This window comes from Candidatus Planktophila lacus, from assembly GCF_002287925.1.
In the GTDB taxonomy this organism is placed as follows: Bacteria; Actinomycetota; Actinomycetes; order Nanopelagicales; family Nanopelagicaceae; genus Planktophila; species Planktophila lacus.
The window spans coordinates 1,402,290-1,427,538 of record NZ_CP016769.1 but is presented as its reverse complement, the minus strand read 5'-3'; the positions used below and the strand labels follow the sequence as shown (position 1 = coordinate 1,427,538).

The 25,249-nt window shown below is 47.2% G+C and carries 27 protein-coding genes and 3 tRNA genes; 23 read left to right on the top strand and 7 right to left on the bottom strand.

Annotated features, from left to right (window positions below):
- Positions 1 to 51: 51 nt before the first annotated feature.
- The 10 genes from A1s21148_RS07270 to A1s21148_RS07225 all read left to right on the top strand — a co-directional run bounded on the left by A1s21148_RS07270 (position 52) and on the right by A1s21148_RS07225 (position 8,149).
- Positions 52 to 756: a glycerophosphodiester phosphodiesterase gene (locus A1s21148_RS07270; protein WP_095671736.1), complete on the top strand. Its 705-nt coding sequence runs from the start codon at positions 52 to 54 to the stop codon at positions 754 to 756.
- Between the two features lie 41 nt (positions 757 to 797).
- The gene (gene pheA, locus A1s21148_RS07265; protein WP_095671735.1) at positions 798 to 1,637 is read left to right on the top strand and encodes a prephenate dehydratase; all 840 of its coding nucleotides are present in this window, start codon (positions 798 to 800) and stop codon (positions 1,635 to 1,637) included.
- A gap of 3 nt (positions 1,638 to 1,640) precedes the next feature.
- Positions 1,641 to 2,909: a serine--tRNA ligase gene (serS, locus tag A1s21148_RS07260; RefSeq protein ID WP_095671734.1), complete on the top strand. Its 1,269-nt coding sequence runs from the start codon at positions 1,641 to 1,643 to the stop codon at positions 2,907 to 2,909.
- Positions 2,906 to 3,721, top strand: coding sequence for an HAD family hydrolase (locus A1s21148_RS07255; protein ID WP_095671733.1), 816 nt, complete (start codon positions 2,906 to 2,908; stop codon positions 3,719 to 3,721). Before serS ends, A1s21148_RS07255 begins: the two co-directional genes overlap by 4 nt.
- 47 nt (positions 3,722 to 3,768) lie before the next feature.
- A tRNA-Ser gene (locus A1s21148_RS07250) sits at positions 3,769 to 3,854 on the top strand.
- Positions 3,855 to 3,997: 143 nt separating this feature from the next.
- Positions 3,998 to 4,798 (top strand): hypothetical protein, encoded by an 801-nt coding sequence (locus A1s21148_RS07245; protein ID WP_095671732.1) that lies wholly within the window; start codon positions 3,998 to 4,000, stop codon positions 4,796 to 4,798.
- A gap of 15 nt (positions 4,799 to 4,813) precedes the next feature.
- The gene (locus tag A1s21148_RS07240; protein WP_095671874.1) at positions 4,814 to 6,700 is read left to right on the top strand and encodes a fumarate reductase/succinate dehydrogenase flavoprotein subunit; all 1,887 of its coding nucleotides are present in this window, start codon (positions 4,814 to 4,816) and stop codon (positions 6,698 to 6,700) included.
- Complete coding sequence (locus tag A1s21148_RS07235) at positions 6,700 to 7,458, top strand: succinate dehydrogenase/fumarate reductase iron-sulfur subunit (RefSeq protein WP_095671731.1); 759 nt, start codon at positions 6,700 to 6,702, stop codon at positions 7,456 to 7,458. The genes A1s21148_RS07240 and A1s21148_RS07235 overlap by 1 nt, the downstream gene beginning before the upstream one ends.
- 2 nt (positions 7,459 to 7,460) lie before the next feature.
- On the top strand, positions 7,461 to 7,814 hold the full coding sequence (locus tag A1s21148_RS07230) for a fluoride efflux transporter FluC (protein WP_095671730.1): 354 nt from the start codon (positions 7,461 to 7,463) through the stop codon (positions 7,812 to 7,814).
- Entirely contained in the window at positions 7,811 to 8,149 is a 339-nt protein-coding gene (locus A1s21148_RS07225; RefSeq protein ID WP_095671729.1) for a fluoride efflux transporter FluC, read from the top strand. The genes A1s21148_RS07230 and A1s21148_RS07225 overlap by 4 nt, the downstream gene beginning before the upstream one ends.
- Here the strand turns inward: A1s21148_RS07225 and A1s21148_RS07220 are convergent, their stop codons facing one another.
- Complete coding sequence (locus A1s21148_RS07220; protein WP_095671728.1) at positions 8,150 to 9,601, bottom strand: aminopeptidase P family protein; 1,452 nt, start codon at positions 9,599 to 9,601, stop codon at positions 8,150 to 8,152.
- Positions 9,602 to 9,626: 25 nt separating this feature from the next.
- Between A1s21148_RS07220 and A1s21148_RS07215 the strand changes: the two genes are divergently transcribed.
- The 7 genes from A1s21148_RS07215 (at position 9,627) to A1s21148_RS07185 (ending at position 16,017) form a co-directional block, all read left to right on the top strand.
- Positions 9,627 to 10,931: an endonuclease/exonuclease/phosphatase family protein gene (locus A1s21148_RS07215; protein WP_095671727.1), complete on the top strand. Its 1,305-nt coding sequence runs from the start codon at positions 9,627 to 9,629 to the stop codon at positions 10,929 to 10,931.
- A 28-nt stretch (positions 10,932 to 10,959) separates the two neighbouring features.
- Complete coding sequence (locus tag A1s21148_RS07210; RefSeq protein WP_095671873.1) at positions 10,960 to 11,766, top strand: transketolase; 807 nt, start codon at positions 10,960 to 10,962, stop codon at positions 11,764 to 11,766.
- Positions 11,763 to 12,713, top strand: a complete 951-nt coding sequence (locus tag A1s21148_RS07205) for a transketolase family protein (RefSeq protein WP_095671726.1) — start codon at positions 11,763 to 11,765, stop codon at positions 12,711 to 12,713. Before A1s21148_RS07210 ends, A1s21148_RS07205 begins: the two co-directional genes overlap by 4 nt.
- Positions 12,703 to 14,121: an FGGY family carbohydrate kinase gene (locus A1s21148_RS07200; protein ID WP_095671725.1), complete on the top strand. Its 1,419-nt coding sequence runs from the start codon at positions 12,703 to 12,705 to the stop codon at positions 14,119 to 14,121. Before A1s21148_RS07205 ends, A1s21148_RS07200 begins: the two co-directional genes overlap by 11 nt.
- Positions 14,079 to 15,179 carry a sugar phosphate isomerase/epimerase family protein gene (locus A1s21148_RS07195; RefSeq protein WP_095671724.1) on the top strand — a complete coding sequence of 367 codons (1,101 nt, stop codon included), beginning with the start codon at positions 14,079 to 14,081 and terminating at the stop codon, positions 15,177 to 15,179. The genes A1s21148_RS07200 and A1s21148_RS07195 overlap by 43 nt, the downstream gene beginning before the upstream one ends.
- Before the next feature lie 30 nt (positions 15,180 to 15,209).
- Positions 15,210 to 15,298: transfer RNA gene (locus tag A1s21148_RS07190), tRNA-Ser, on the top strand.
- 41 nt (positions 15,299 to 15,339) lie between these two features.
- Positions 15,340 to 16,017 carry an LmeA family phospholipid-binding protein gene (locus A1s21148_RS07185; protein ID WP_095671723.1) on the top strand — a complete coding sequence of 226 codons (678 nt, stop codon included), beginning with the start codon at positions 15,340 to 15,342 and terminating at the stop codon, positions 16,015 to 16,017.
- 61 nt (positions 16,018 to 16,078) lie between these two features.
- On the opposite strand, the gene A1s21148_RS07625 is transcribed toward A1s21148_RS07185, so the two are convergent.
- Both A1s21148_RS07625 and A1s21148_RS07175 read right to left on the bottom strand, forming a co-directional pair.
- A complete protein-coding gene (locus A1s21148_RS07625) occupies positions 16,079 to 16,339 on the bottom strand; it encodes a type II toxin-antitoxin system RelE family toxin (RefSeq protein WP_095671722.1) in 261 nt (86 codons plus the stop codon).
- A complete protein-coding gene (locus tag A1s21148_RS07175) occupies positions 16,336 to 16,584 on the bottom strand; it encodes a type II toxin-antitoxin system Phd/YefM family antitoxin (protein ID WP_190276881.1) in 249 nt (82 codons plus the stop codon). Before A1s21148_RS07175 ends, A1s21148_RS07625 begins: the two co-directional genes overlap by 4 nt.
- Before the next feature lie 67 nt (positions 16,585 to 16,651).
- Between A1s21148_RS07175 and A1s21148_RS07170 the strand changes: the two genes are divergently transcribed.
- From A1s21148_RS07170 to A1s21148_RS07155, 4 genes are all read left to right on the top strand, one after another.
- Positions 16,652 to 17,926: an FAD-dependent oxidoreductase gene (locus A1s21148_RS07170; protein ID WP_095671720.1), complete on the top strand. Its 1,275-nt coding sequence runs from the start codon at positions 16,652 to 16,654 to the stop codon at positions 17,924 to 17,926.
- A gap of 24 nt (positions 17,927 to 17,950) precedes the next feature.
- Positions 17,951 to 18,023: transfer RNA gene (locus A1s21148_RS07165), tRNA-Arg, on the top strand.
- Between the two features lie 77 nt (positions 18,024 to 18,100).
- Positions 18,101 to 18,388 (top strand): putative quinol monooxygenase, encoded by a 288-nt coding sequence (locus A1s21148_RS07160; protein WP_095671719.1) that lies wholly within the window; start codon positions 18,101 to 18,103, stop codon positions 18,386 to 18,388.
- A gap of 32 nt (positions 18,389 to 18,420) precedes the next feature.
- Positions 18,421 to 19,155 carry an SDR family NAD(P)-dependent oxidoreductase gene (locus A1s21148_RS07155; RefSeq protein ID WP_095671718.1) on the top strand — a complete coding sequence of 245 codons (735 nt, stop codon included), beginning with the start codon at positions 18,421 to 18,423 and terminating at the stop codon, positions 19,153 to 19,155.
- Positions 19,156 to 19,175: 20 nt separating this feature from the next.
- Here the strand turns inward: A1s21148_RS07155 and A1s21148_RS07150 are convergent, their stop codons facing one another.
- Positions 19,176 to 20,159, bottom strand: coding sequence for a Gfo/Idh/MocA family oxidoreductase (locus A1s21148_RS07150; protein ID WP_095671717.1), 984 nt, complete (start codon positions 20,157 to 20,159; stop codon positions 19,176 to 19,178).
- Between the two features lie 89 nt (positions 20,160 to 20,248).
- On the opposite strand from A1s21148_RS07150, the gene A1s21148_RS07145 reads away from it, so the two are divergent.
- Entirely contained in the window at positions 20,249 to 21,130 is an 882-nt protein-coding gene (locus tag A1s21148_RS07145) for an ROK family protein (protein WP_095671716.1), read from the top strand.
- On the opposite strand, the gene A1s21148_RS07140 is transcribed toward A1s21148_RS07145, so the two are convergent.
- The gene (locus A1s21148_RS07140) at positions 21,127 to 21,918 is read right to left on the bottom strand and encodes a 6-phosphogluconolactonase (RefSeq protein WP_095671715.1); all 792 of its coding nucleotides are present in this window, start codon (positions 21,916 to 21,918) and stop codon (positions 21,127 to 21,129) included. The genes A1s21148_RS07145 and A1s21148_RS07140 overlap by 4 nt on opposite strands.
- A 4-nt stretch (positions 21,919 to 21,922) precedes the next feature.
- A complete protein-coding gene (locus A1s21148_RS07135) occupies positions 21,923 to 22,834 on the bottom strand; it encodes a TIM barrel protein (RefSeq protein ID WP_190276880.1) in 912 nt (303 codons plus the stop codon).
- 34 nt (positions 22,835 to 22,868) lie between these two features.
- On the opposite strand from A1s21148_RS07135, the gene aroE reads away from it, so the two are divergent.
- Positions 22,869 to 23,732, top strand: a complete 864-nt coding sequence (gene aroE / locus A1s21148_RS07130; RefSeq protein ID WP_223299389.1) for a shikimate dehydrogenase — start codon at positions 22,869 to 22,871, stop codon at positions 23,730 to 23,732.
- Here aroE and A1s21148_RS07125 read toward each other — a convergent pair.
- On the bottom strand, positions 23,729 to 25,222 hold the full coding sequence (locus A1s21148_RS07125) for an FAD-dependent oxidoreductase (RefSeq protein ID WP_095671714.1): 1,494 nt from the start codon (positions 25,220 to 25,222) through the stop codon (positions 23,729 to 23,731). The genes aroE and A1s21148_RS07125 overlap by 4 nt on opposite strands.
- Positions 25,223 to 25,249: the final 27 nt, after the last annotated feature.

Sequence of the window (25,249 nt, the reverse complement as noted above, 5' to 3'; positions counted from 1 at the left end):
TTAGCCTACCCAAGCCGATTGGTACTGGGGTATTGGTGTTAATCTCGAACTATGAAGATCTACGCTCACCGCGGGGCATCTCATGACTTTCCTGAGATGACTATGGTCGCCTATGAAAACGCAGTCAAGCAGGGCGCCGATGGTTTCGAATGCGATCTGCGCCTAACTAAAGATGGCGTCGCGGTTCTTTGGCATGACGCAGATTTAAAGCGCCGCGCAAATAACGCCGCCGTAGTTCACGAATCAACGTATGCGCAGTTAGTGGCAATCTATCCGCAGATTGTCACACTTGATCAATTCATTGATTTCGGAATTACCGAGAAGAAATCTCTATTGCTGGAAACTAAACATCCAGTTCCTTCACGTACGGAAATCGAAAACCATGTGGTTCAGAAATTACATAAAGAGGCAAAGCGAATTGAAAAAGCAGGTATTGATATAACGGTTATGTCTTTCTCTTGGTTTGCAGTTGAGCGCGTTAAACAACTTGATAAATCGATTGCGCTGACTTATTTGATTCGCGAAACTACTCCACGCCTATCCGTTAGATATTCATCAGCGCATTCAATCGGCCCCGGTATTGCGCAATTGCGCAAAAAGCCAGCGCTAGCGCAGCAGATTAAATCTGCCGGCAAGAAGTTAAATGTCTGGACCGTTGATGAACCATCCGACATCATCTTGTGTCGCCATCTCGGCGTCGATAATTTGATTACCAACCGCCCCGCCTTTGCGCGTGAGGTGCTTGCCGCTAATTAATTACTGGAAATCATTGGCTATGGAGCAGGTATCCTTAGCAAGTGAGCGCCGCAGATAGCCATAGATTCGCCTATTTAGGTCCGGTAGGTACCTTCACTGAGGCTGCGCTAAATAAGATCACTTGCGATACCGATGTAAAGATTCCTTATGCAAATGTCACTGCTGCACTTAACGCGGTTCGCACCGGCGAAGTTGATTACGCCCTTGTCCCAATTGAAAATTCCGTGGAAGGCGTTGTCGCGCGCACTCTCGATGAACTCGCAACGGGGGACCCTCTAACTATCTCTGGCGAAGTTACCCTGCCAGTCACCTTTGCGCTTATGACTAAGCCAGGAGCCACTGAGATTAAAAGAATTGGCACCCACCCACATGCTGAGTCACAGTGCCGCAGCTACATTGCGAAAAATTATCCGCACGCAGAAGTTGTCCCAACGAATTCAACATCTGCAGCCGCCGAGCTAGTAAGTAAAGGTGAGCTCGATGCCGCGATCGCATCAAGCGTTGCAGCAGAACATTTTGGTCTAGAAATCCGCGCCGAAAATATTGGCGATACCAATGGAGCAGTCACTCGCTTTATCGCAGCCCAGAAACCAGGATGGATTCCCGAACCAACTGGCGATGACCGCACCTCAATGGCGATCTTTATCGATATCGATCACGCTGGAGCGCTCCTTGAGATCCTGCAGGTATTTGCCAAGCGCAACGTCAACTTAACTTTTATTCAAAGTCGCCCTACTGGACGCGAACTTGGTCACTACCATTTCATTATTGATGTCGAAGGACATATAAACGATGAAGCAGTCGGTGGCAGCGTTGCCGAGCTTCGCGAGATTTGTGATGACATCAGATTCTTAGGTTCTTACCCACGAGAGGTGCGTTAAAGCATGATCGATATCAAACTCCTTCGCGAGAATCCAGATCTAGTTCGCGCATCACAAAAAGGTCGTGGCGAAGATGTCACGATCGTGGATCAAGTACTTGCGATCGATGATGTGCGCCGCGCTGCGATTACCGAATTCGAAACTTTGCGCGCTGAACAGAACACGCTTTCCAAGTCTGTCGGAGCCGCAAAAGGCGATGAAAAGGCTGCTTTATTAGAGAATGCAAAAGCACTGGCAGATAAAGTAAAAGCTGCCGATGCTAAGCGCGCGGAAATCGAAGCGAAAGCCAACGCACTTGTCATGCAACTTTCAAACCTATTGGACCCAGAAGCGCCAATCGGTGGCGAAGCAGATTTTGTAACCATTGAACACGTTGGCACGCCACGTGATTTCACCAAAGATGGTTTCGAAGCAAAAGATCACGTTGAACTTGGAAAGCTACTTGGCGCAATCGACACTGAACGTGGTGCAAAAGTTTCTGGTTCTCGTTCATATTATTTAACCGGCGTTGGAGCGATGCTGGAATTCGCACTTGTTAACTATGCGATTCAAAGCGCGCTAAAGGCTGGATTTACACCAGTTATTCCACCAGTACTTGTAAAGCCTGCGGCGATGGAAGGCACCGGTTTTCTTGGACAAGCAGCAGAAAATGTCTATCACCTTGAAAAAGATGACGCGTACTTAGTCGGCACAAGCGAAGTTCCACTGGCCGCATTCCACATGGATGAAGTACTACCAGCGGATAAATTGCCGATGCGTTATGCCGGATATTCAACTTGTTTCCGCCGCGAGGCCGGAAGTTACGGAAAAGATACCCGCGGAATTATCCGAGTACATCAATTCGATAAGGTTGAAATGTTCTCCTTCTGTAAGCCAGAAGAAGCCAAGGAAGAACATAAGCGTTTACTGCAATGGGAGAAAGATTTCTTAAATGCGATGGAGATCCCTTTCCGCGTAATCGATGTGGCATCTGGTGATCTTGGATCAAGTGCAACGCGTAAATTTGATATCGAAGCTTGGATCCCAACACAGAAGGCATATCGCGAAGTTACAAGTACTTCTAACTGCACCGAATTCCAAGCCCGCCGCTTAAATATTCGCTATAAAGATGCTGACGGCACAAAGGCTGTCGCAACGCTAAATGGCACCTTGGTTGCGATTCCTCGGATGATCGTGGCGATACTTGAGAACCACCAAAATGCAGATGGCACAGTAAACGTGCCTGCTGCACTGCAACCATTCCTTGGCACCAAGCGATTTGAGCTTGTGTGAGCGATCGTCGCCCAAAGTTAATTGCAACAGATTTAGATGGAACGATCGTTCCGCACGATGAAGCAATTTCACACCGCACAATCGCCGCATTTACCAAGGCGCGCGATCTCGGCGTAGAAATATTCTTTGTCACCGGCCGTCCGCCACGTTGGATGGGCGATGTGCGAGAAGCATTTGATTTCGGTTCTGCAATTTGCTGCAACGGTGGACTTCTCTACGATTTGCATAACGATAAAGTTTTAGAGCAGTGGATGATTGCGCCAACTGAACTTCAAAAAGCAGTTGATATCTTGCGCGTAACTATTCCCAATGTTTCATTTGCTGTTGAATCAAATGATCACTTCCACCGTGAGAAGGCATATATCCCGCGCTGGGATGTTGGCATGGACGATATTGGCGTTGACACAATAGACACAGTTACAAATCGTCCGGCGCTAAAGTTATTAGCTCGCCTTTCACAACAAGAAATTTCGGCAGATGAAATGCTGGCTTTAGCAACGCCTGCGCTACAAGGCGTTGTAAATGTTACGCATTCGGCAAATAACGATTCACTGCTTGAAATTTCTGCCCTTGGCGTTTCCAAAGGTGAAACGCTTGCAATGATGGCAGCGCGTATCGGAATTACTGCTGAAGATTGCGTCGCCTTTGGTGATAATCCAAATGACTTTTCTATGTTGCAATGGGCTGGACGCTCTTATGCAATGATCGATGGACATCATGCAGGACCTGCAAATGCCAAAGATGTGGCACCGCCTCATAATCAAGATGGCGTAGCCATCGTTATTGAACGACTGCTCGAACTACCCCAGTAATTAGCGCCGATTTTTAATGCCTTCCAACTTCGGGTAATCTCTCCCACGGAGGGCTCGCATAGCGGCCGAGTGCACCGGTCTTGAAAACCGGCAAACGAAAGTTTCGTGGGTTCAAATCCCACGCCCTCCGCCATTTTTCTCTCGCTGTGGCTGACTTCATAGCCACGATGCGGGCAACCATCTGGCGAGTTTTGCCTCAGAAGCGGACACTTCTCCTTAAGCAAGAACAATCCTGCCAAGGGTTAAAGGGCTTAAAGGTTAAAAAAAGGGGTAGAAATGTCCGGAGTCTTTTCTCCAACACGCGCCAAGATTAAAGAGCGCACGCTGCGCACAGATAAATGGTGGTTGCAACCGGCAATTACCTTTGGAGTTTTATTTAGCTTCATTGTCTATGCAACATTCCGCGCATTCGAAGGTGCGAACTACTACAAAGATCACCTGATCTCTCCTTTCTATTCTCCATGTCTTTCCGAAGCATGCGTACCTGAAGCAACGCTTTTTGGTTGGACTCCAGTTAGCGCAGAAATTTTTAACTTCGCACTTTCACCAGCGTTGATTATTTTGATATTCCCACTTGGTTTCCGTATGACTTGCTACTACTACCGCAAGGCTTACTACCGTGCCTTCTGGTTGTCACCACCTGCATGCGCCGTTGCGGAACCACACAGCAAATACACAGGCGAAACTCGTGCACCACTTATCTTGCAGAACGCCCACCGTTGGTTCTTCTACGCAGGTTTGGTATTTAACGTAATCCTTACTTACGACGCAGTTATTTCATTTAAGAACCCAGCAGGTGAATGGGGCCACATGAGCGTCGGCTCAATCGTTCTTACCTTGAGCGCAACAATGCTCTGGATGTATTCATTGTCTTGCCACACCTGTCGCCACACAATTGGCGGCCGTTTAAAGCACTTCTCTAAACATCCAGTTCGTTACAAGCTTTGGAGTTGGGTCTCAGTACTAAATCATTCACATCAGCAATATGCCTGGTATTCACTTGCCGCAGTTGCCTTTGCCGATATCTATGTCCGCCAAGTTGCAACTGGCGCCTGGACCAACTTCTACTTCTTCTAAGGGATGCCGACTGATATGACAAACGCTCTAGAACGTCACAAATACGATGTCTTGGTAATTGGTGCAGGCGGTGCCGGTCTGCGTGCAGCAGTTGAAGCTCGCGAATCAGGTCTGCGCGTAGCAATCATCTGTAAATCACTATTCGGCAAGGCCCACACCGTTATGGCTGAAGGTGGCGCTGCTGCCTCAATGGGTAACGCGAATTCAAACGATAACTGGAAGGTTCACTTCCGCGACACTATGCGCGGTGGAAAGTTCCTTAACCATTTCCGCATGGCAGAACTTCATGCCAAAGAATCTCCAGATCGCATCTGGGAACTTGAAATGTGGGGCGCGCTCTTTGATCGCACCAAAGAAGGAAAGATCAGCCAACGTAACTTCGGCGGACACGAATATCCACGCCTTGCACACGTTGGTGACCGCACTGGTCTAGAACTTATTCGCACCATGCAACAGAAGATCGTTGCACTGCAGCAAGCAGATAAGCGCGAACACGGTGATTACGAATCACATATTAAAGTTTTCTCAGAACTTACGATCACAGAAATTCTCAAAGAGAACGGCAAGATCGCTGGCGCATATGGTTACTGGCGTGAATCAGGATCTGAAGTTCTATTCGAAGCACCTGCAGTAATCATTGCCACTGGTGGCGTCGGAAAGACTTTCAAGATTACCTCTAACTCTTGGGAAGGCACTGGCGATGGCCATGCACTTGCCCTAAAGGCCGGCGCAAACTTGGTTGATATGGAGTTCTTGCAATTCCACCCAACCGGAATGGTTTGGCCTCCATCTGTTCGCGGAATTCTTGTAACTGAATCTGTTCGCGGTGAAGGCGGAATCCTTACCAACAACAAGGGTGAGCGCTTTATGTTTAAGTACATCCCAGATGTATTTAAAGATAAGTACGCCGACAATGAAGAAGAAGCCGATCGTTGGTATGTCGATCAAGACAATAACCGCCGCCCACCAGAGCTATTGCCTCGCGATGAAGTTGCGCGCGCAATTAACTCTGAAGTTAAAGCGGGGCGCGGCACCGAACACGGTGGCGTATTCCTAGATGTTTCAAAGCGTTTATCTGCTGAAGTAATTAAGAAGCGCCTGCCTTCTATGTGGCACCAGTTCTACGAACTAGCTGGCGTGGACATTACAAAAGAAGCAATGGAAGTCGGCCCAACCTGTCACTACGTAATGGGTGGCGTGGAAGTTGAGCCAGATACTGCAGCAGCAGTCGGCGTTCCAGGGCTCTTTGCTGCAGGCGAAGTTGCTGGCGGAATGCACGGCTCAAACCGTCTTGGCGGTAACTCACTTTCAGATCTTTTGGTCTTTGGTCGTCGCGCCGGAATGGGAGCAGCTGCCTACGTTAAGCAGACAACTGCCGCACCTGTATCGGATGCAACTATTGCAGCAGCGGCTGCGCGTATCGAAGCGCCATTTGCTCGTAGCGGCGGAGAGAATTCATATTCACTCCACGCAGAGCTTCAGGAAGTTACACATAACTTGGTCGGAATTATCCGTACCGGCACGGAACTAAAGGATGCGATCGAAAAGATTGCTGAAATTAGAAAGCGCAGCGCAAACGTTGCGGTAACTGGCGGACGTAAGTTCAACCCAGGATTCCACTTGGCCTTCGATCTCGACAATATGTTGTTAGTTGCCGAGAGCACCGCAAAGTCTGCGATCAGTCGCGAAGAATCTCGTGGTGGTCACACACGAGATGACTTCCCAGGTATGGATTCAGCGTGGCGTCAACACAACCACATCTCATCATTCGATGGCAACCAAGTAAATGTGCGCAAGCAAACGCTGCCATTTATGCCTAAGGAACTCTTCGACCTCTTTGAGGTTGATGAACTTAAGAAGTACATGACACCGGAAGAAATTGCGAAAGGCGGTTCCAACTAATGGCGCGCAAAATAAATCTTCGCATCTGGCGAGGAGACTCAACTAACGGTGGACTTCAAGATGTTCAGGTTGAAGCCAACGAAGGCGAAGTAGTCCTCGATGTAATTCACCGCGTACAAGCAACCCAAATGGGCGATCTCGCTGTGCGCTGGAACTGTAAAGCCGGCAAATGTGGATCTTGTTCTATGGAGATCAACGGCAAGCCTCGTCTGGCATGTATGACACAAGTTGCTGCATACGGCGAAGACGAAACTATTACCGTTACCCCACTTCGTGCATTCCCAGTTATTAAAGACCTCGTAACCGATGTCTCCTTTAACTACCAAAAGGCGATGGAGATTCCGGCATATGAACCGCCTAAGGATCTAAAGCCTGGTGAAGCACGTATGGAGCAAGTAGATGTTGAGCGCTCACAAGAGTTCCGCAAGTGCATCGAATGTTTCTTGTGCCAAGACACATGTCACGTAATCCGCGATCATGAAGAAAATAAGAAATCATTTGCTGGCCCACGATTCTTTATCCGCATCGCAGAGCTTGATATGCACCCACTTGATATGTTGAAGAATCGCAAGCGCACTGCGCAAGAAGAGCACGGCCTTGGGATGTGTAACATCACTAAGTGCTGTACTGAAGTTTGCCCAGAGCACATCAAGATCACCGATAACGCAATCATTCCTATGAAGGAACGCGTTGTAGATATTAAATACGATCCAGCTCGCATGTTCGCAGGATTGCTAAAGAGAGAAAAGCGCAACTAAATATGAAATCCCTGCTGCTTGTCGCGATTGGCGGCGTAGCAGGAACCCTAGTTCGCTTTGGCCTTTCGAATGTTATTCCCGATGATCGCAACGGAACCCTTGCTGCAAATTTGCTAGGTGTAGCACTCGCTAGCGCGCTCTTGGTTTTAATGGAGCGTCGCGGGGTTACCGAACTTCGTCATTTATTGTTGCCGGGATTCTGCGCAGGCATGACAACATTCTCTGCAGTTACCGTACAAGTTGTAGAACCAATTTCTGGTGGATTTCTATTCTTAATTGAAAATATCGTTTTAAGCCTGCTAATCGTCCTTTTAGTTCTGCCAGTTAGCCGCAAGTTGATTCCGGTACGTGGATGAATACTTTATATGTGATTCTTGGCGCCGCAGTTGGCGCACCCGCGCGCTTTGCGATTGATCAATACATTCGCCGCTACACCAGCAAGCCCTACGGAATCTTTCTCGTAAATGTAATTGGCTCATTTATCATCGGATTAACTTTTACAAAATCTGAAACCATTTACGATTTATTGGCCGTTGGCTTTGCCGGCGCATTTACAACTTGGTCAACGTTTATGCTCGATATCTACCTAGGGTTTGAGCTAAAGCGCTATCGCGAGATAACCATAAACTTAGTTATGTCACTCGGCTTTGGTTTAGCCGCTGCTTACCTCGGTTTACAGATAGCTGGTTAATTAACCGAGAATTGAAGCCATCCAAGCTTCGATTGCATCAGGATGGCGCGGAATATCTTCACTTAAGTTACGGCATCCATCTGCAGTAACAATGACATCGTCTTCGATGCGGATACCGATTCCGCGATATTCAGGAGCAAAGAGTTCGTCATCAGGCTGGATATATAGACCTGGTTCAACGGTTAGAACCATTCCTTCCTGCAGCACGCCATCGCGGTACATATCTTGACGAGCATGTTCGCAATCGTGAACATCCAAACCTAAATGATGACTTACTCCGTGCAAGGTCCAACGTCGGTGCAGACCAACTTCTGGCTTCATTGATTCTTCTGCGCTAACGGTAAGCACGCCCATATCTGCTAAACCTTGAGCAAGTACTCGTTGCGCTGCGCGGTTGATCTCTAAGAATTTAACTCCCGGCTTAACTGCAGCAAAACCCGCAAGCTGTGCCTCGTAAACCAACATGTATAAAGCGCGTTGCGCAGGTGTGAACTTTCCATTCACCGGCAAGGTACGCGTGATATCGGCGGTGTAATAGGAATCCATTTCAACACCGGCATCGAGTAGCAAAAGTTCACCATTGCGAACCGCGCCATCGTTGCGGATCCAGTGCAGCACGCAGGCATGCGAACCGGCCGCAGCAATAGTTGTATAACCAATGTCATTACCTTCAAGGCGGGCGCGACCAAAGAATGCGCCTTCCACAATGCGTTCACCGCGATGATGATCGGCAGCAGCAGGCATTGCCGCGATTACATCTGAAAAACCGCGACCGGTTGAATCAACGGCAGCCTGCAGTTGGCCTACTTCGTACTCATCTTTTATAAGGCGCTGTTCAGATGTAAATGTCTGGAACTCAGCTTCGCGGGCATGAACTGAGATCAACTTATCCATCAAGGCATCTTCACCACGAATCAAAAGTGTTTCTTTGCTAAAGCGCAGCAGGCCTTCGATGTTATCTACATTGCGAGTTTCAATCTGATAAACAGTCGCGGCTTCTTCAAGTGTGAAATGGCGACCAACCCAGAGTTCTCCATATTTACGATCTGTGTAGAAAGCATCTGTTTCGCGAGTCGAACGTGGATGCAAGTAAAGATAAGCATCATGTCCGCCCTCAGCCTTTGGTTCCAAGATTAAAACTGAATCAGCAACTGCATCAGCGCCTTGCACACCGCTGTAATAAGCAAAAGCGCTATGTGGGCGATAGACATATTCGGTGTCATTGGAACGAGTCTTGTGATTACCAGAAGGAATTACCAAGCGAATATTTGGAAAAGCCTCTGACAATACCTGGCGACGAGTGAAGGCATATGTCACAACTTCAAGTGGTTGCAGACCTTCAAGGTCAGAAGGTGCCCAACCAGTTCGCATGAATTCAGTAAATTGCTCAGGCGGTGCAACATCATAAGGACGTGCATTCTTTACTTCTGGGGCTTCAACCTTCTCATTCATAAGACTTAGAGTACATAATGAACCTATGAAATTACGAGGGGTTACAGCAGCCCTTATTGGCGCAATATCAGCAGCTTTGCTCACCCCTTATGCAGTGCAAGCGGCAGAAACAACAATTACCGTGATGTCACGAAATATCTATCTTGGTGCAGATGTTGGGGTTGCCCTCGAGTTAATTCCCAATATGCCGGCGGCCGCACAATTTATGTGGGATCAAGTAAATAAAAATGATTTTTCAAAGCGCTCGATCGCACTTGCCGCCGAAATCAAGGAATATAAGCCAGATGTAATAGGTCTGCAGGAAGCCACTATTTGGTACTGCAAGAAGAACGCCTGGAGCAAGAAAACTGAAGTCTTTAACTTCACCGATCAGCTACTTGAAGCCCTCGGTGGAGATTATGTCTTGGCCAGTAAAGATGGAACAACTGCATTTAATCCCGGATATTCCATCAACCCAATTCCATTTTTAACGATGGTAAAAGATCCAACGCGTTTCCAGAAGTTATTTGGCCAAGATAAAGCTGCCTGTGGTTTCCAGATTGGCGATGCTTTAGCGATCAAAAAGAGCCTGGCCGATCAGGTTATTCGGGTTGGTAATACCGAATATGAAGATAGTTACAGCATCGTTCCAACGCTAATGACTATCTATCGCGGATATACCTGGGCCGATGTTAATATTGAAGATATTGCAGTGCGCTTTGTTACAACTCACCTAGAATCAATTTGGGATGAAAATAAAGTACCTAACGCGGCTAAACAAGCAACGCAGTTGATTTCAGATCTTAAAGAAACCAATATGCCACTAGTCGTAATAGGCGATTTCAACGCTGATCCGCGTGATCCGCGTCCCGCAAATGCGGCTAATCCAGGTTTACAACCAACTGCCAGCGAAGAATGTCCTGCAGGCGATAGCAATTGCAATGCATTTAGCCTAATGGTTGAAGCCGGATTTACCGATGCCGGCCCAGATTCAAGTGAACCAACTACTTACACCTGGGGAATGAACGCACTTTTAACTGGCCCAGATCCAGATCGATTGAAATCTGCACAAGGCATGGGAAATGAGTACGGATTTACAGATCGCTTGGATTACATCTTCACAAAAAATGGAGTTGCTGTAACCACATCGCAAATCATTGGTTATAAAGCTCCATATGCAACTGATCACGCTGGTGTATTTGCTGAATTTACGATTCTTAATACTCTTGCAGGAGAAAGTGAACCCTTGCCAGAACATAAACCATTTCCAATTTCATTCTGGCAATGGGTGGGGATCGCGTTATTAACGTTGATAATCTGGAGAATTAAACGGCGCTTGACGCGAGCCTAATTACGCATAGGGTTAAGACACTATGGAGATGAATACGCGGGAAATTGCTAATTTAGCCCGTGAAATCCGCATACAGATTCTGCACACAATTAAAGGTGCAGGCATGGGCCATATCGGCGGAGATTTTTCAGTCACCGATATCTTGGCAACTCTCTTTGGTGCAGTTCTTAAAGTTGATCCTAAAGAACCAAATAAAGCCGACCGCGATCGTTTAATCCTTAGTAAAGGCCATGCCGCAGTTGCGCTTTACTCAACTCTGGCACTCCGCGGCTTCTTCCCGGTTGAAGATCTAAAAACTTTTGCAAAACCTTTAAGCAACTTAAATGGACACCCAAACCGCAATAAAGTTCCGGGCGTTGAATCAAATACTGGCCCACTAGGCCACGGCTTTCCCATCGCGGTTGGTACTGCAATTGGCGCACAGCTTGCAAAAAGCGGTTCGCGCTCCTTTGTAATTATGGGAGATGGCGAACTTCAAGAGGGAAGCAATTGGGAAGCAGCGATGTTCGCTGGCCATCGCAAACTTACAAACCTTATTGCAGTGGTCGATCGCAATGGTTTCCAGCAGGGAAGTCCAACTTCAAAGACCAACGAACTTGACCCGCTAGATAAGAAATTTGAAGCATTTGGCTGGGAAGTCTGTGTAGTCGATGGACATAACTACGATGCGCTGCTTAAAGCTTTCACCGACCCGCAGACCAAACCAAGAGTCATAATCGCGCAGACCACTAAAGGTAAGGGCGTGAACTTTATGGAAGGTAAAGCCGAATGGCACCATAAAGTTCCATCCGATGAACAATATGAACAAGCGCTCGAGCAGGTAGGTAAGCAATGAGCGAAAAACTCGAAGAGTTCGATAACAGAATTATCTTTGCCAAGACTTTAATCGCGCTGGCAACCGAAAATCCAAAGATTGTTGTTGTCTGCAATGACTCAGTTGGTTCAAGCAATTTAGGCGAATTCCGCGATCTCTTTCCTGATCGTTTAATCGATGTCGGCATCGCAGAACAGAACATGGTCGGTGTTGCCGCAGGCCTAGCAAACGCCGGATTTACCCCATTTGTATGCGCCGCAGCCCCGTTTTTGACTGGTCGCGCGCTCGAGCAAATCAAAGCCGATGTTGTTTATACTCGCACAAATGTAAAGCTCTGCGGCATGAGCCCCGGAGTTTCTTACGGAGAACTCGGACCAACTCACCATTCAATTGAAGATATTGCTTGGATGCGCGCCCTTGATTCACTTCCAATTGTTCTACCTGCCGATGAAGCACAGACTAAAGAAGCTGTGACGTGGGCTGCAAATACAACTGGCCCAGTATTTATGCGCATCGGAAGATTTAAAGTTCCATCAGTCTCGCAAGGACAGAGCCCAGCATTCGTCCCCAATAAAGCGATGCGCATCATCGATGGTAACGACATCACAATTATTGCAACCGGCACCTTGGTTTCACGCGCAGTTGCTGCAGCACACCAATTAAAGAGCGAAGGCATTTCTGCTCGCGTGATAAATCTTTCAACAGTTTCACCACTTGATACCGCTGAAATCCTTCTTGCTGCGAAAGAAACTAAAGCGATTATCACTGCAGAAGAATCTGTAACTCGCGGCGGAGTCGGTGGCGCAATTGCCGAGTTTGTTGTCCAGAACCACCCAGTTGCCATGAAGTTACTTGGCACAGATACCTTTGCACCAACCGGATCAGTTTCCTATCTTCTTGAGCATTACGGACTCACTGCAGATTCAATCGTTGCCTCTGCCCGAGAACTCTTAAAGCATGGAAAATAGTTCGCCAATAATTCTGGCTATCGATCAAGGCAGTGGTTCCACCAAAGCCCTAGCCATTAATTTAAAGGGCGAAGTTCTTGCCCAAGCAGAGGTAAAGATAGAGACAACTTTTCCGCAACCAGGTTGGGTAGAACAAGATCCCGAAGAAATTTGGCGCTCGGTAGTTGCAGCATCACTTCAAATAACTAAAGCTCATAAAATTTCAGCAGTTGGTTTAAGTATCCAACGCGAATCAGTTCTCTTCTGGGATCGCACAACTGGCAAGGCGTTAACCAACGTAATCACCTGGCAAGACCGTAGAGCCTCTGAATTAGCTGAAAAATCAGCGAAAAACGCTGCCCGCGTGAAGGAGATAACTGGTCTTGAACTAGATCCCATGTTCTCAGCGCTTAAAGCGCAATGGTTGTTAGAGAACCAAAACTTCACCGGGGATATCTGCATCGGAACTATTGATTCATGGATCGCATTCAAATTAGGCGCCGGCCACATCATCGAATCAGGCAGCGCTAGCCGCACCCAGTTGCTGGATATCAAAACTGGTCAGTGGAGCCAAGAACTTCTCGATCTCTTCAAGGTAGATCTCAAAACATTGCCAAGGGTCTGTTCTTCGGATGAGAAACACCTCTGCACGAATATGCAAGAGCTCGGCCTTACTAACGATGTACCGCTTTCGGGCATCATGGGGGATTCGCACGCGGCGCTCTTTGCGCACAAAGGTTGGATTTCCGGTAACTTCAAAGCAACTTTCGGGACCGGTACCTCGCTCATGGGGCTTACCGATACAAATCCACAAACAATTGCCTGGTCACTCGGCAGTGAAATAACTCGAGCTGCAGAGGCAAATATTCTTTCAACTGGCTCGACCCTTGTTTGGTTGGCACAACTACTCGATACAACCCCCGATGAACTAGCTAAACTTGCACCAGAATCAACACAGCAGGTTGAAATAGTTCCTGCCTTTAACGGTCTTGGTGCGCCTTGGTGGGATCGTGAAGCAACTGGAATCATCGCAGGGCTTACCCGAGGTAGTAGCCGCGCGGATCTTGCATCAGCTGCGCTTAGATCAACCGCAGCACAAATAAACGATGTCCTCGAAGATTTTGCTAAATCTGGAATCAAAATAGATTCGCTCTATGCCGACGGTGGTGGAGCACGCAATCAATATCTAATGCAGATGCTCGCTGATCTAAGTGGCAAGAGAATTAAATCTTCACAACTTCTTGAACTCTCCGCATTCGGTGCAGCGATGGTTGCCGCATTAGGTGCCGGCCTTTCCACCATTTCAGATATCGAAAAGATCGAACTTAAATACGATGAATATTCACCGCGCCTTTCTGATGAAGAGCGCGAAAAAGCCCTTAAAACATGGCGAAAAGCCTTGGCCGCATCCCGCATGAAAGATCGCTAAAGCCCTATTCACCAACTGTTTTAACTCGTAAGATTTCAACAACAAAGAAGAGAGAAGGCGCGAAAATGGGAAAACTAACTTACGGAGCAGGCATCTGGGCCTTTGGCCAATTTGTTGATCGCTATGCCGGAGACGGTTACGGACCAACGCGCACCAGCCAGCAGATGATTGAGGATGCCGCCAAGGTCCCTGGCCTTAAGCACCTAGATATAAATGTGCCATTTGATATTCCAGAGCGCACCGCAGTTGAGATCAAGAAGATGCTTGATGACAACGGACTTATCTGCCGTGCGACAACTCCACATATTTACATGCGCGAATATGTAAAGGGTTCATTTACCAACCCAGATACCAAGCTTCGTTCACAAACTAAAGATCGCGTTCGAGAGGCAATTGCTGCTGCCGAAATCCTTGGAGCGACTTACGTAAAATTCTGGCCGGGCCAAGATGGTTTTGATTTCCCACTTCAAGCAAATTACTTACAGATCTGGGATTACACCATCAACGGTATTCGCGATCTGGCAAATGAAAACCCTAAGGTGCAGTTTGCGATTGAATATAAATGCAAAGAACCGCGCGTACGAATGACACTTGCAACCGCGGCAAAAACTCTTCTTGCAATCAGCGAGATGAAAGTTGATAACGTCGGAATCGTGATGGACTTCGGCCACTCGCTTATGGCGCAAGAGACTCCAGCTGAATCACTTCTTCTTATCCACCGCCATGGCAAGTTAGTTAGCGCTGAGCTAAACGATAACTGGCGCGGCTGGGATGATGATCTACCTGTTGCATCTGTGCATTTATTTGAAACCATCGAATATATGTTGGCGCTTCGCAGCATCAATTGGACTGATCCAGTATTACTTGATCAATTCCCATTCCGCGAAGATCCAGTGCGCGCACTAACTCGCAGCATCGAAATCATTACCTACCTTGAAGAAGTCTGCGATCGCGTAGATATCGCAGCCCTCAATCAGGCTCAGAACTCGCAAGATGCGCTGGCCGCACAGGCGGTTATCTGGGATGCCTTGATGCAAGAGAAGCGTTTCACGCGGTAGTCATCTACCTGTAAACTCACACCTGTACTTGGAGACGTCGCATAGCCCGGTCGAGTGCGCCTCACTGCTAACGAGGTAAGGGGTTAAACCCTTCAGGAGTTCAAATCTCCTCGTCTCCGCTCTCAGGGATTCTTCATCTAACTTGTGTACTCTCCCGCGAATGAAGCGTAAAAAATCTGCCGCGATCGTTACAACAACTGCCTTTGTTCTTTTAGGCACCGCAGCGCTAGTTGCCGAAAGTGCGGTCTCATCAAAGATTGAATCCCGCGTACAACAACGGCTTCCAAGCGCCTCAGGAATAAGCGCCTCCATACCTCTAACAGATTTACTAAGTATTTTAAATTCAGATTCAATCAAAGCAGTAAAAATCGATATCGCTGACTACACGTTGAAGAGCAGCGGCAGAAAATCCTCACTAGAAATTTCTGCTAAAGAAATTAGTAAATCCGCATCCACGCGGATCGGATCTTTGGATATCAAATCAACAGTCGACATTTCTCAGCTACTAGCTGAATCTGGTTTCAACGATGCGGAAATAGTTGATAATGCTTTGCAAATATCAGTCGGCGCCGGAGGACTTGGTAAAGCCTTAATTGTTCCAAAGTATTCGAATAACCAGATTTACTTCCAAATTAAGAGTGTTTCGATAATGGGAAGTCCAATTCCAGCCTCATCGCTTCCTGCAGATATTCAGGAGCAAATCAAGAGCCGAACCGTAAAGGACTTAAAGGTTCCAGCGGGCTTAAAAGTTAAATCTGTATCCATCGGGCCAAAAGGACTTTCGGTAAGTTTTCAAGGAAAAAACCTTGATTTAGATAGTCTTGCTTTGTCTCTATAGGGGGGCGCCTTGCTAATTAGCGCTAATGTGTAAACGATGTAAATTCACTTTGTGGAAACTTTCACTTTCTATAAATTTCGCGCCGGTGGCCAATATCGATTACAAGAACTACAAGGATGCTTTTCTGGATCTCATAGATTATTCGAAAGTCTCCGACCCTTATTCTGTAGCCATTTCTCCCTGAAAGTTTCTTAGCCTTAGGAGGGATTGGGTTTTCCGAAAGCAAAGAAAGTGCGGCGTCGATCCGTCGTTTATCGCTGAGATTTAGCGTTTTCAGAAACTTGCGTGGGGTTTTTTCGATTCTTAAAGTGAACTCGCTCAAACCAAGCCAAGTTCCTTACGTGCATCTTGCCAAAGCGTTGAATCTTCACGTCTGGCTTTAGCGGCATCATAGGCGGCGATATCTTCAAGTTCTTCCATGGCATCAAGCATTTTTTCGTAAAGTGAAGGAGAGAGCAGCACTGCAGCTTCCTCACCATGGCGAGTGATAAGAATTGGCTCTTTCGCTGATTTATCCACGAGCGTGGGCAGCTCACGACGAGCATCGGTTAAAGGAAATGACTTCATAAATAAAGTGTACATAAAAACCTAAAAAATGTACAGAGATGCCAGTAGCCATGAATAGAATAGGCACATGCAAAATTACAAAGTAGCGATCGTCGGTGCAGGTCCAGCCGGCTACTTTGCAGCGCAAGCACTTCAGAATCTGCAGACCGATGATCTGCAATTTTCTATCGACATGATTGAACGCCTGCCAACCCCATGGGGCTTAGTTCGCAGTGGTGTGGCACCCGATCACCCAAAGATTAAGACTGTTGCAAAGGTGTTTGAAAAGATCGCGACTGCAGGAAACTTCCGTTTGTTCGGCAACGTTGAGCTCGGCACTGATGTTTCAATCGAGCAGCTAAATGAGATGTATGACGCGGTAGTTATCGCAACAGGTTCAGCAGTGGGCAAAAAGCTGGGTATTCCTGGCGAAGATCTACCAGGATCGATATCTGCGGCTCACTTTGTCCCCTGGTATAACGCACACCCAGACTTTGCAGATTTCAAAATTGATTTAAATTGCACAACCGCCGTTGTTATCGGTGCCGGAAACGTGGCCATGGATGTGGCGCGAATGTTGGCACTTGAACCAAGTGAACTAGATCCGACAGATACTGCAGATCACGCTATTGCAGCGCTTAAAGAGTCCTCGATCCGCGAAGTTGTGATTAGTGCACGCCGCGGACCAGAACATGCCGCCTTTACTTCTCCAGAACTTCGTGAACTTCCGAAGTTAGAGCACACCAACGTTTTGATGGCTAAATCAGATATTGAAGCGGCTATTTCGCGCGTAGGGGATGAGATCGAAAAAGACACAAAGAGCAATCTCGATGCGATGTTGTTGATCTCTGAAAAAGAGGCGACAAACCACGATCGCACAATGAAGTTTCAATTCCTTGCCACCCCAGTTGAATTCAAAGGCGCCGGCAAAGTAGAAGAAGTTATATTTCAAAAAACCGGTAGCGATGAGACTTTTAGTATTAAATGCGGACTAGTTATCACTGCAATTGGCTATGAAGCAGCAAGCATTCCTGGCATTCCTTACGAGCGTGGAAAAGTAGTAAATAACGAGGGCCGCGTCAGCGAAAACCTTTACGTAGTTGGATGGGCAAAGCGCGGACCATCAGGTGTGATCGGCACAAATAAATCAGATGCTGCAGATGTTATGAAGTTATTGGTAGAAGATTTAAAGGGTGTAAAAAACGGTGGAGATATTGCAGATATTTTGCCCGCAAGCAAAGTGATTTCTCAGTCCCATTGGGAAGCAATTAATGCGGCAGAAGTGGCAGCGGGAGAGCCGTTAGGTAAACCTCGGGTAAAGGCAGTCACACGCGAGGAACTACTTAGTTTGGGTGGTATTTGAAAAGGTTGTAGTATTCACAGTCTGGCGTGCGTAGCTCAACGGATAGAGCATCTGACTACGGATCAGAAGGTTAGGGGTTCGAATCCCTTCGCGCGCACGAGATGAGCCTTTCGGTGCCTTTCACACCGGAAGGCTTTTCTTTTTATTTAATTCGATAAGAGATACCGTTGCGCCATGAGCAAAGTCTTTCTATTCGTTGAAGTAAACGTTAAGCCTGGCCAATTTGATGAGTTTGTTTCTAAACTCAAAAGCCATATCGCTGTTATCCGCACTGAAGCCGGTTGCGAATTCATTGATATCTACCGCGATACCCAGAAGCCAGATGTTGTAAATGTCTGGGAGATCTGGAGCGATCGCCCATCTTGGGATGCCCACATGGTCAACGAAAACAGCAAGGCGTGGCAGGCGATCGGCCCGAACTATGTCTTTGGCGAGACTATTACCGTAATGGATGCCCTCTAGAAATTAGCTGTGACCTGTCTTAGTATTCCTGCATGACTTATCAACTAAGAGATATCAAAGGATCAGTAGTAGTAATCACTGGCGCAACAACCGGAATCGGTGCTGCAGCTGCCAAGCAACTCGTTGAGTTAGGTTGCAAAGTAGTTCTAAATGCGCGCAACGAAGCTAAGTTGCAAGAGATGGTTGCCTCACTTGGTGCAGATAATGCTGCGTACCTGGCTGGAGATTCATCGATTCCAGACGTTGCTCGAGCTGTTGCAAAGAAGGCGTTAGATGCTTTCGGAACCATTGATTGCGTAGTACCAAATGCTGGCATTGGTATGTATGGGTCAGTCCTTGATTACAGCGATGATGAAGTAAATCGAATGATGCGCACTAACTACGAAGGCAGCGTGCATATTGTTCGTGCAACTCTTCCAACGATGCTTGCTAAAAAGGCCGGCGATATAATCATGGTTTCATCAGTTGCGGGCTTCCGTGGCGGTGGAGATGAATCTATTTATGCTGGAACTAAGCATGCACAAGTTGGTTTTGCAGGCGGACTCGATCGCGAACTCCGCGAAAAAGGTGTGCGCGTAGCGTTGGTATGTCCTGCCGGAACAGATACTCAGTTTGCAATTGAAGCTGGACGTACAGCGGGTGAGCCAAAGCTTGCTAGCTATTTGCGCCCAGATGATGTTGCTTTCCAGATCGTACAAATCATGCGTCAACCACTAACGGTGCGCACACATATTTGGACGCTTTGGTCTATGCAGCAGCAGTCATAAAACTTGGTTTTACAGATCGGCTAGAGAGAGGCGATTCCTTTTTCGCAAGCGATGCTTGCGGCGATGCCATCATCGACAGTTGCGAGGTTTGGATTTACAACGCCATCTTTAATTGAGGCTACCCAAGCGCGTAATTCGCCGATGTAGGCATCGGTAAAGCGACCGATCCAGTTATCGTGCAAGCGTCCTGATTTGCGTGCAGGTAGGTCGAAGTCAAAGCTGATTGTTAAATCGCCTAGGTTATTTAGCGCGAGTGAACCGTTCTGCATAAGAACTTCAACGCGCACGTCGTAGCCATAGGTGCTATTTGCGCAGTTATCTACCGTCATAAGCACGCCGGATTCGGTGTGGGCCAAAATGCTGATCGCATCTTGAATATCTGGGTTAGCGTGTGAAGTCTTCTTTGCATATGCCACAGAAACGGTTGTGAACTCCTCTTCAAGCAACCAACGTGCGATATCAAATTCGTGTACAGCAGAGTTAGAGATCATGCCTGCTGTGGTTGCGCCAGGTGATGAAACGTTGCGGCTTACGGCGCGGATCTGAATAACTTCGCCGTACTTGCCTGACTGGATTTCCTTCTTCATTTGAACGTAACCTGGATCAAAGCGGCGCATAAAACCGAGCGCAACAGGAACACCTGATGCCTTAACGATTTCAGCGATCTTCTTCGCATCTTCTAGGCGTGGAGCAAGAGGCTTTTCGCAGAGCGTTGGCTTCTTTGCTTTAACGCAGAGTTCTAGGTGTTCTGGGTGCAGACCATCGGGAGAACAGATGATTACTGCATCAACAGTTGGATCATTTACGAGCGCATCAACTGATGAGTGCAAGTTGATCGTTGCGCCAGATTTGGCAGAGAGCTCTTTAGCAAGTGCATCCATACGTGCGGCATCAAGATCGAAGAAGGCTGTAACAACTGCGCCATCTACTGAATCAGTGATGTAACGCGCGTGACCTGCGCCCATGATTCCAACACCAATAACGCCAACACGAATATCAGACACGAAAGACTCCCTAGTTATTGAAAGAATATTTAATGATCGCCAGTCTACTCAAAAGCCTTTCTAACCGATAGGGACTATTCTTATTAATTATGAATTCGACTAGGGCAACCCTGGCGATAGATGTCGGGGCTTCCAAGATTGCTGGCGCCCTAGTCGGCGATACTTTTGAAATCTTGCATCACGAGACGGTGCCTGCACGAACGGCGCTGTATGGAGACGCAGATCCAGATTTGGCTTTAACAAAAGGTTTAATCAATGCGCTGCTACAGGTAGCCAAAGATAAGAATTTGGAAGTAACTAAAGGTGGCGCATGCTTTGCCGAATATGTAACCCCAGATCATCTGTTAAATAGCAAAGATCAGATCGCTTGGTCTGTGCAGCCGAAAGAAGATTTTGCTGCGCTAACCGGGTTTGCCTGGGTTATCGAATCTGATGTGCGCGCTATGGCGCTGGCTGAAGCACGCGCAGCAAATGTCAAAGATTTCTTATTTATAACTGTTAGTTCAGGAATATCGCATGCGCTGGTAATCGGCGGAAAACCTTGGGCTGGGGCAACTGGTGAGGCGATTGGTTTTGGAATTACACAGATTGATAACTCGCAAGAGAGCCCGATCCTTGAACAATTCTCATCTGGACTAGGAATTGCTCGTCGCTATCAAAAGGCGACGGGGACAGATGTAACAAGTGCTGAAATAGTCTTTGCGCAATACGAAAAGGATCCAATTGCTAAAGAGATTATTGGTTCCGCAGCGGCTGTTCTAGGTAAATCACTGGCAGCAATGGTTGATTTTCTAGATCCAGCAAATATAGTTATTGGCGGCGGGTTATGGCTCGGCAGCGATTTATATCGCAACTTAGTTCTGGCCAGTTATGAAAAGAGCGTGACCAAGCGTAGAAAAGCGCCCGAAGTTATTAACTCAGTTGCCGGAAACAGCGCTGCCGTAATTGGCGCAGCGATCGCAGCTAATTAAGAGTTAGCTGCAGCATTGTCAGCAAGGATGTAGTAATCCTTACATTCGCGCACAACTGTAGAAGGCCAATCACTTTCATATCCGGTTGCCGCCGAGATACGTTTAAAGGCTTTATTTTTATGGGACCCGATGATCTCCATAATCACAATGTCAGATACATCAATCATTGTGGTTGGACCAACGCTAACTCCGTACATTGGCACTTCACTTACATCCTTAAAATCTGGAAAAGTTCCTAGGTTATCCTGGCGAGTTTCATCTGCAATTCTCACAATGCGGGTACGTGCGCTTTTTTCAGTCCCTGGTGGATTAAATGCGACGTGGCCATCAGATCCACCGCTAGCCATAAGAAAGACGTTCACACCAACTTTGCGTAGGTAATCTTCATAGCCTTGTGGATCTGAGGCATCGGGAAAGCGCACGTTTTCTGCAGGAATTTTTCCGCCTTCAGGAGCTCCCGAATTGAGAACATCAAAGATTTCTAACTTGGCAAAGCGCACACAACTAAAGTGTTTATCTTCGCCATGATTTGAATGTGAGCCGTCAGCGTTATCTTGCAGATATTCATCCATCATTGCAATTACTACATGTGAAATATCTTGCTTACCGGCCTTGATCATTCCAGCAAGTGCGTTATATGTACTGCGTGGAGTGCGTCCGCCTGGACAACCCAGAACAAATGGGCGTCCTTCAGATTTAGCGCGAACTAATTCGGTGAAGATAATTTCAGCGGCGTAGTGGCCAACCGAGAAATCATCGGGCAAAACAATGGGATTTATCTGTTGCAATTTTTTATTTGCCGATTTTAGCTAGCGCTGGTGCTACAACGTTATGAAGATAATCAACTGATTGCTTCATTCCGCTAATTGGGCCCTCGCCAATTCCTGGCATTTCACCAGTAATTGCGACATCTTGTTCGATGACATACCAACCCTGATATCCGGCCGCTTCCAGCGCGAGAATTGTGTCGAGAATCGGAACATCGCCTTGCCCAAGAGGTGTAAACAAACCTTTCTGTACACCTTCCATGATGCTCTGCTGACGCGATAGAACTGGCGGAACAGATTTCATATTTACATCTTTAAGGTGAACGTGACCAACGCGGCTGGCGTACTTCTTCGCAAATTCAACGGTGTCTTGTCCGCCGATGGTCATGTGACCGGTATCTAGGCACCACATAACTTCAGAGTTGTCGACCACCATATCAATATCTTTTTTAGTCTCAACAACAGTTTGTAAATGTGGGTGAACCACTTGTACAAGGCCGTGATCTTTACAGATCTGATCTACCTCAGCGAGCATCTTAAAGAATTGCGTAACTTCATCTTTGCTTAACTCTTCAGGGTTGGCCCAATCCCAAGTCTGTACTGGACAGGAAACGAAGTGAGTTGCGCCTATCTCTTGAAACTTTTTGCTAGTGGTCAGAGCCATTTCAATTGTTGCTTTTTCTTGTGACTTGTCATGCAGCACAACGGGTGTGAAGCCACCAATCATCGACATATTAAATTCTGCTAGCTGATCCTTGAGTTCTGCAGAATCATCAGAGAAGAATCCAGGTGCACCGAGTTCGGTAGCAGGTAACCCAAGACTGGTCATCTCTGAGAGCACGCGCTTAGTTGGCAACATTGCGCCCCAACCCGGTACTTCACAGATTCCCCATGAAATTGGTGCAGATGCGATGCGCTTTAAGAATGAAGTGGTCATTGGCTGATCATAACTTGCAAGGTAAGGTCTGAACATGACCATGGATATCGGCGGATCTTTTCGACATGAATTAACTGGAAGCTTTTCACAGGGTTCTGACTCCAACCCAACAGTTGCCATGGTGGAGGCCTCTTACAAGGCCAATAACCTGCACTATCGCTACGTTAACTGCGAAGTTAACCCAGACCAATTGGAAGCGGCTGTAAAAGGCGCCAGAGCGATGAATTGGAAGGGTTTTAACTGCTCTATCCCTCACAAGGTCGAAGTTATTAAGTACCTAGATGGCTTAGGGGAGTCAGCTGCTCTAATCGGTGCCGTTAACTGTGCGGTCAATCGCGACGGCAAGTTAATCGGTGAAAATACCGATGGCAAAGGATTTTTAAAATCATTTCTAGAAATTACACCGGCAACAGGTAAAACAATTGTTCTGCTCGGTGCAGGTGGTGCTGCGCGTGCAATTGCGGTTGAACTCGCGCTTGCTGGTGCGACTAAGTTCTATGTTGTAAACCGTTCACGCACTCGCGGTGAAGAGCTAACAGCGCTGCTCAACGATAAGACGTCTGCCACTGCAGAATTTGTGGAATGGAATAAGACTTATTCAATCCCACAAGATGCTGAAGTTGTCATTAACTCAACATCAATGGGCATGGTTAATACTGAGGGCAAGCAGGATATTGATTTCGAATCTATTCGCCCAGGAATGTTGGCTGCCGATGTAATTGTTAATCCACCACAAACTTACTTCTTGGATGAAGCCGGTAAGCGCGGAGCAACGACCCTGCAAGGCTTGGGTATGGTTGTAAATCAAGCGGTGATCGGAATTAAGTATTGGACTGGCGTAGATGTTGATGCCAAGGATTTAAATGACGAACTATTGCGCGTCTTGGGTCTTGCTTAAACTTTAGCTAGATCTGATTGCTCAACAACGCGCAGCGCCTGTGCGGCGATTGTCAGCGCTGGGTTCATTGCTGCAGATGATGGGAAGAATCCACCATCGATTAAGTAAAGATTGTGGTGATCGTGGCTGCGGCAATAGCCATCGACAACGCTGGTGCGCGGATCGTTGCCGGCAACGGTTGTTCCGCATTGATGTGAGTTCATCGAAATATCAAAAGGTTGTCTAAAGATTGCTTGGTAGCCAGTTTTGCGAAGTACTTTCTTAGCCCGGCGCAGAAGTTCAAAGTGGGTCTTCATTCCGACTGATTTGCGAGCAATCTTGATTGCGCCATTTTTATCAATAGTTACGCGGTTATCTGGGTGTGGCAGGTCCTCAGACATAACCACAAATTCCACGCTGTGATCAGAGACTAAGTTAAGTATCGGCAGTGGCACGTGCTTAGCGAAAGATTTCATCATGATGCCTTGCACCTTGCCGATTAATTGCACAGCGCCAAGCGGGTAACCCTTACCACCATCTAGATACCAATCGGTGAAAGAAAGTGTCTTCTGGAAAGTGACATCGTTCTTGCGACGCATATCCACGGCAGCGATATGGCTGTTGTTATGCATCATAAAGTTACGGCCAACTTGATCTGATGAGTTAGCAACACCGGAGCGAAGAAGTAACGCTGCGGTATTTACAGAGCCAGCTGCGATAACAAAGTTTTTTCCATAAATCTCGAGGGCTTCATCGCCTCTAGTGGCCTCTAAATGGCTGACTGACTTTCCATCGCTAGTAAGCACAATGCGATTTACCTGTACTGAAGTCATGAGAGTTACATGGCCTGTTGCAATTGCTGGATTAAGTGCATTTACTTCAGCATCGCTCTTGGCATCCAACTTACAAACAAAGCCATCACAAGTTTTGCAGCGAATACATTTTCCACCAGGCCCAAGATCAATTCCCATTGAATTTGAATGTGGGTGCACGCCAGCTTTAACTAGCCGCTTTCCGAGCTCTTCAACGTATGGCTCATGTTTCATCGCAGGGTATGGAAATGGAGTCATGCGGTTGTTGCCATAAATATTCTGCGCATCGCCATGGACGCGGTATAGCTCTTCGGCTTTGTAGTAGAAAGGCTCGAGGTCATCGTAGGTAAATGGCCAGGCGGGCGAAATACCTTCCTGATGTTTGATTACGCCAAAGTCATAACGGCTAAAGCGCGGCAGAGATGCACCGTAAACCTTGCTATTTCCACCAACGAAGTAATGAACGCCGGGAACAAACTCATTTCCCTTTTCATCAACCCATTTTTCATTTGGCTTGTAGCGAGTCTTCATAAAGATCTCAGATGGCGACCAGTTTTCAGGCTCACGTGGCATTCGTTCGCCGCGCTCTAAAACCAGCGTTTTAACACCCTTTTGCGCCAAAGCAAAGGCAGTTGTGGCGCCACCTATCCCAGAACCAACAATGACCACATCCGATTCAATACGAACCGGAGTGGCCATTGTTTTAATCTCTTTTAGCTAGTTGCT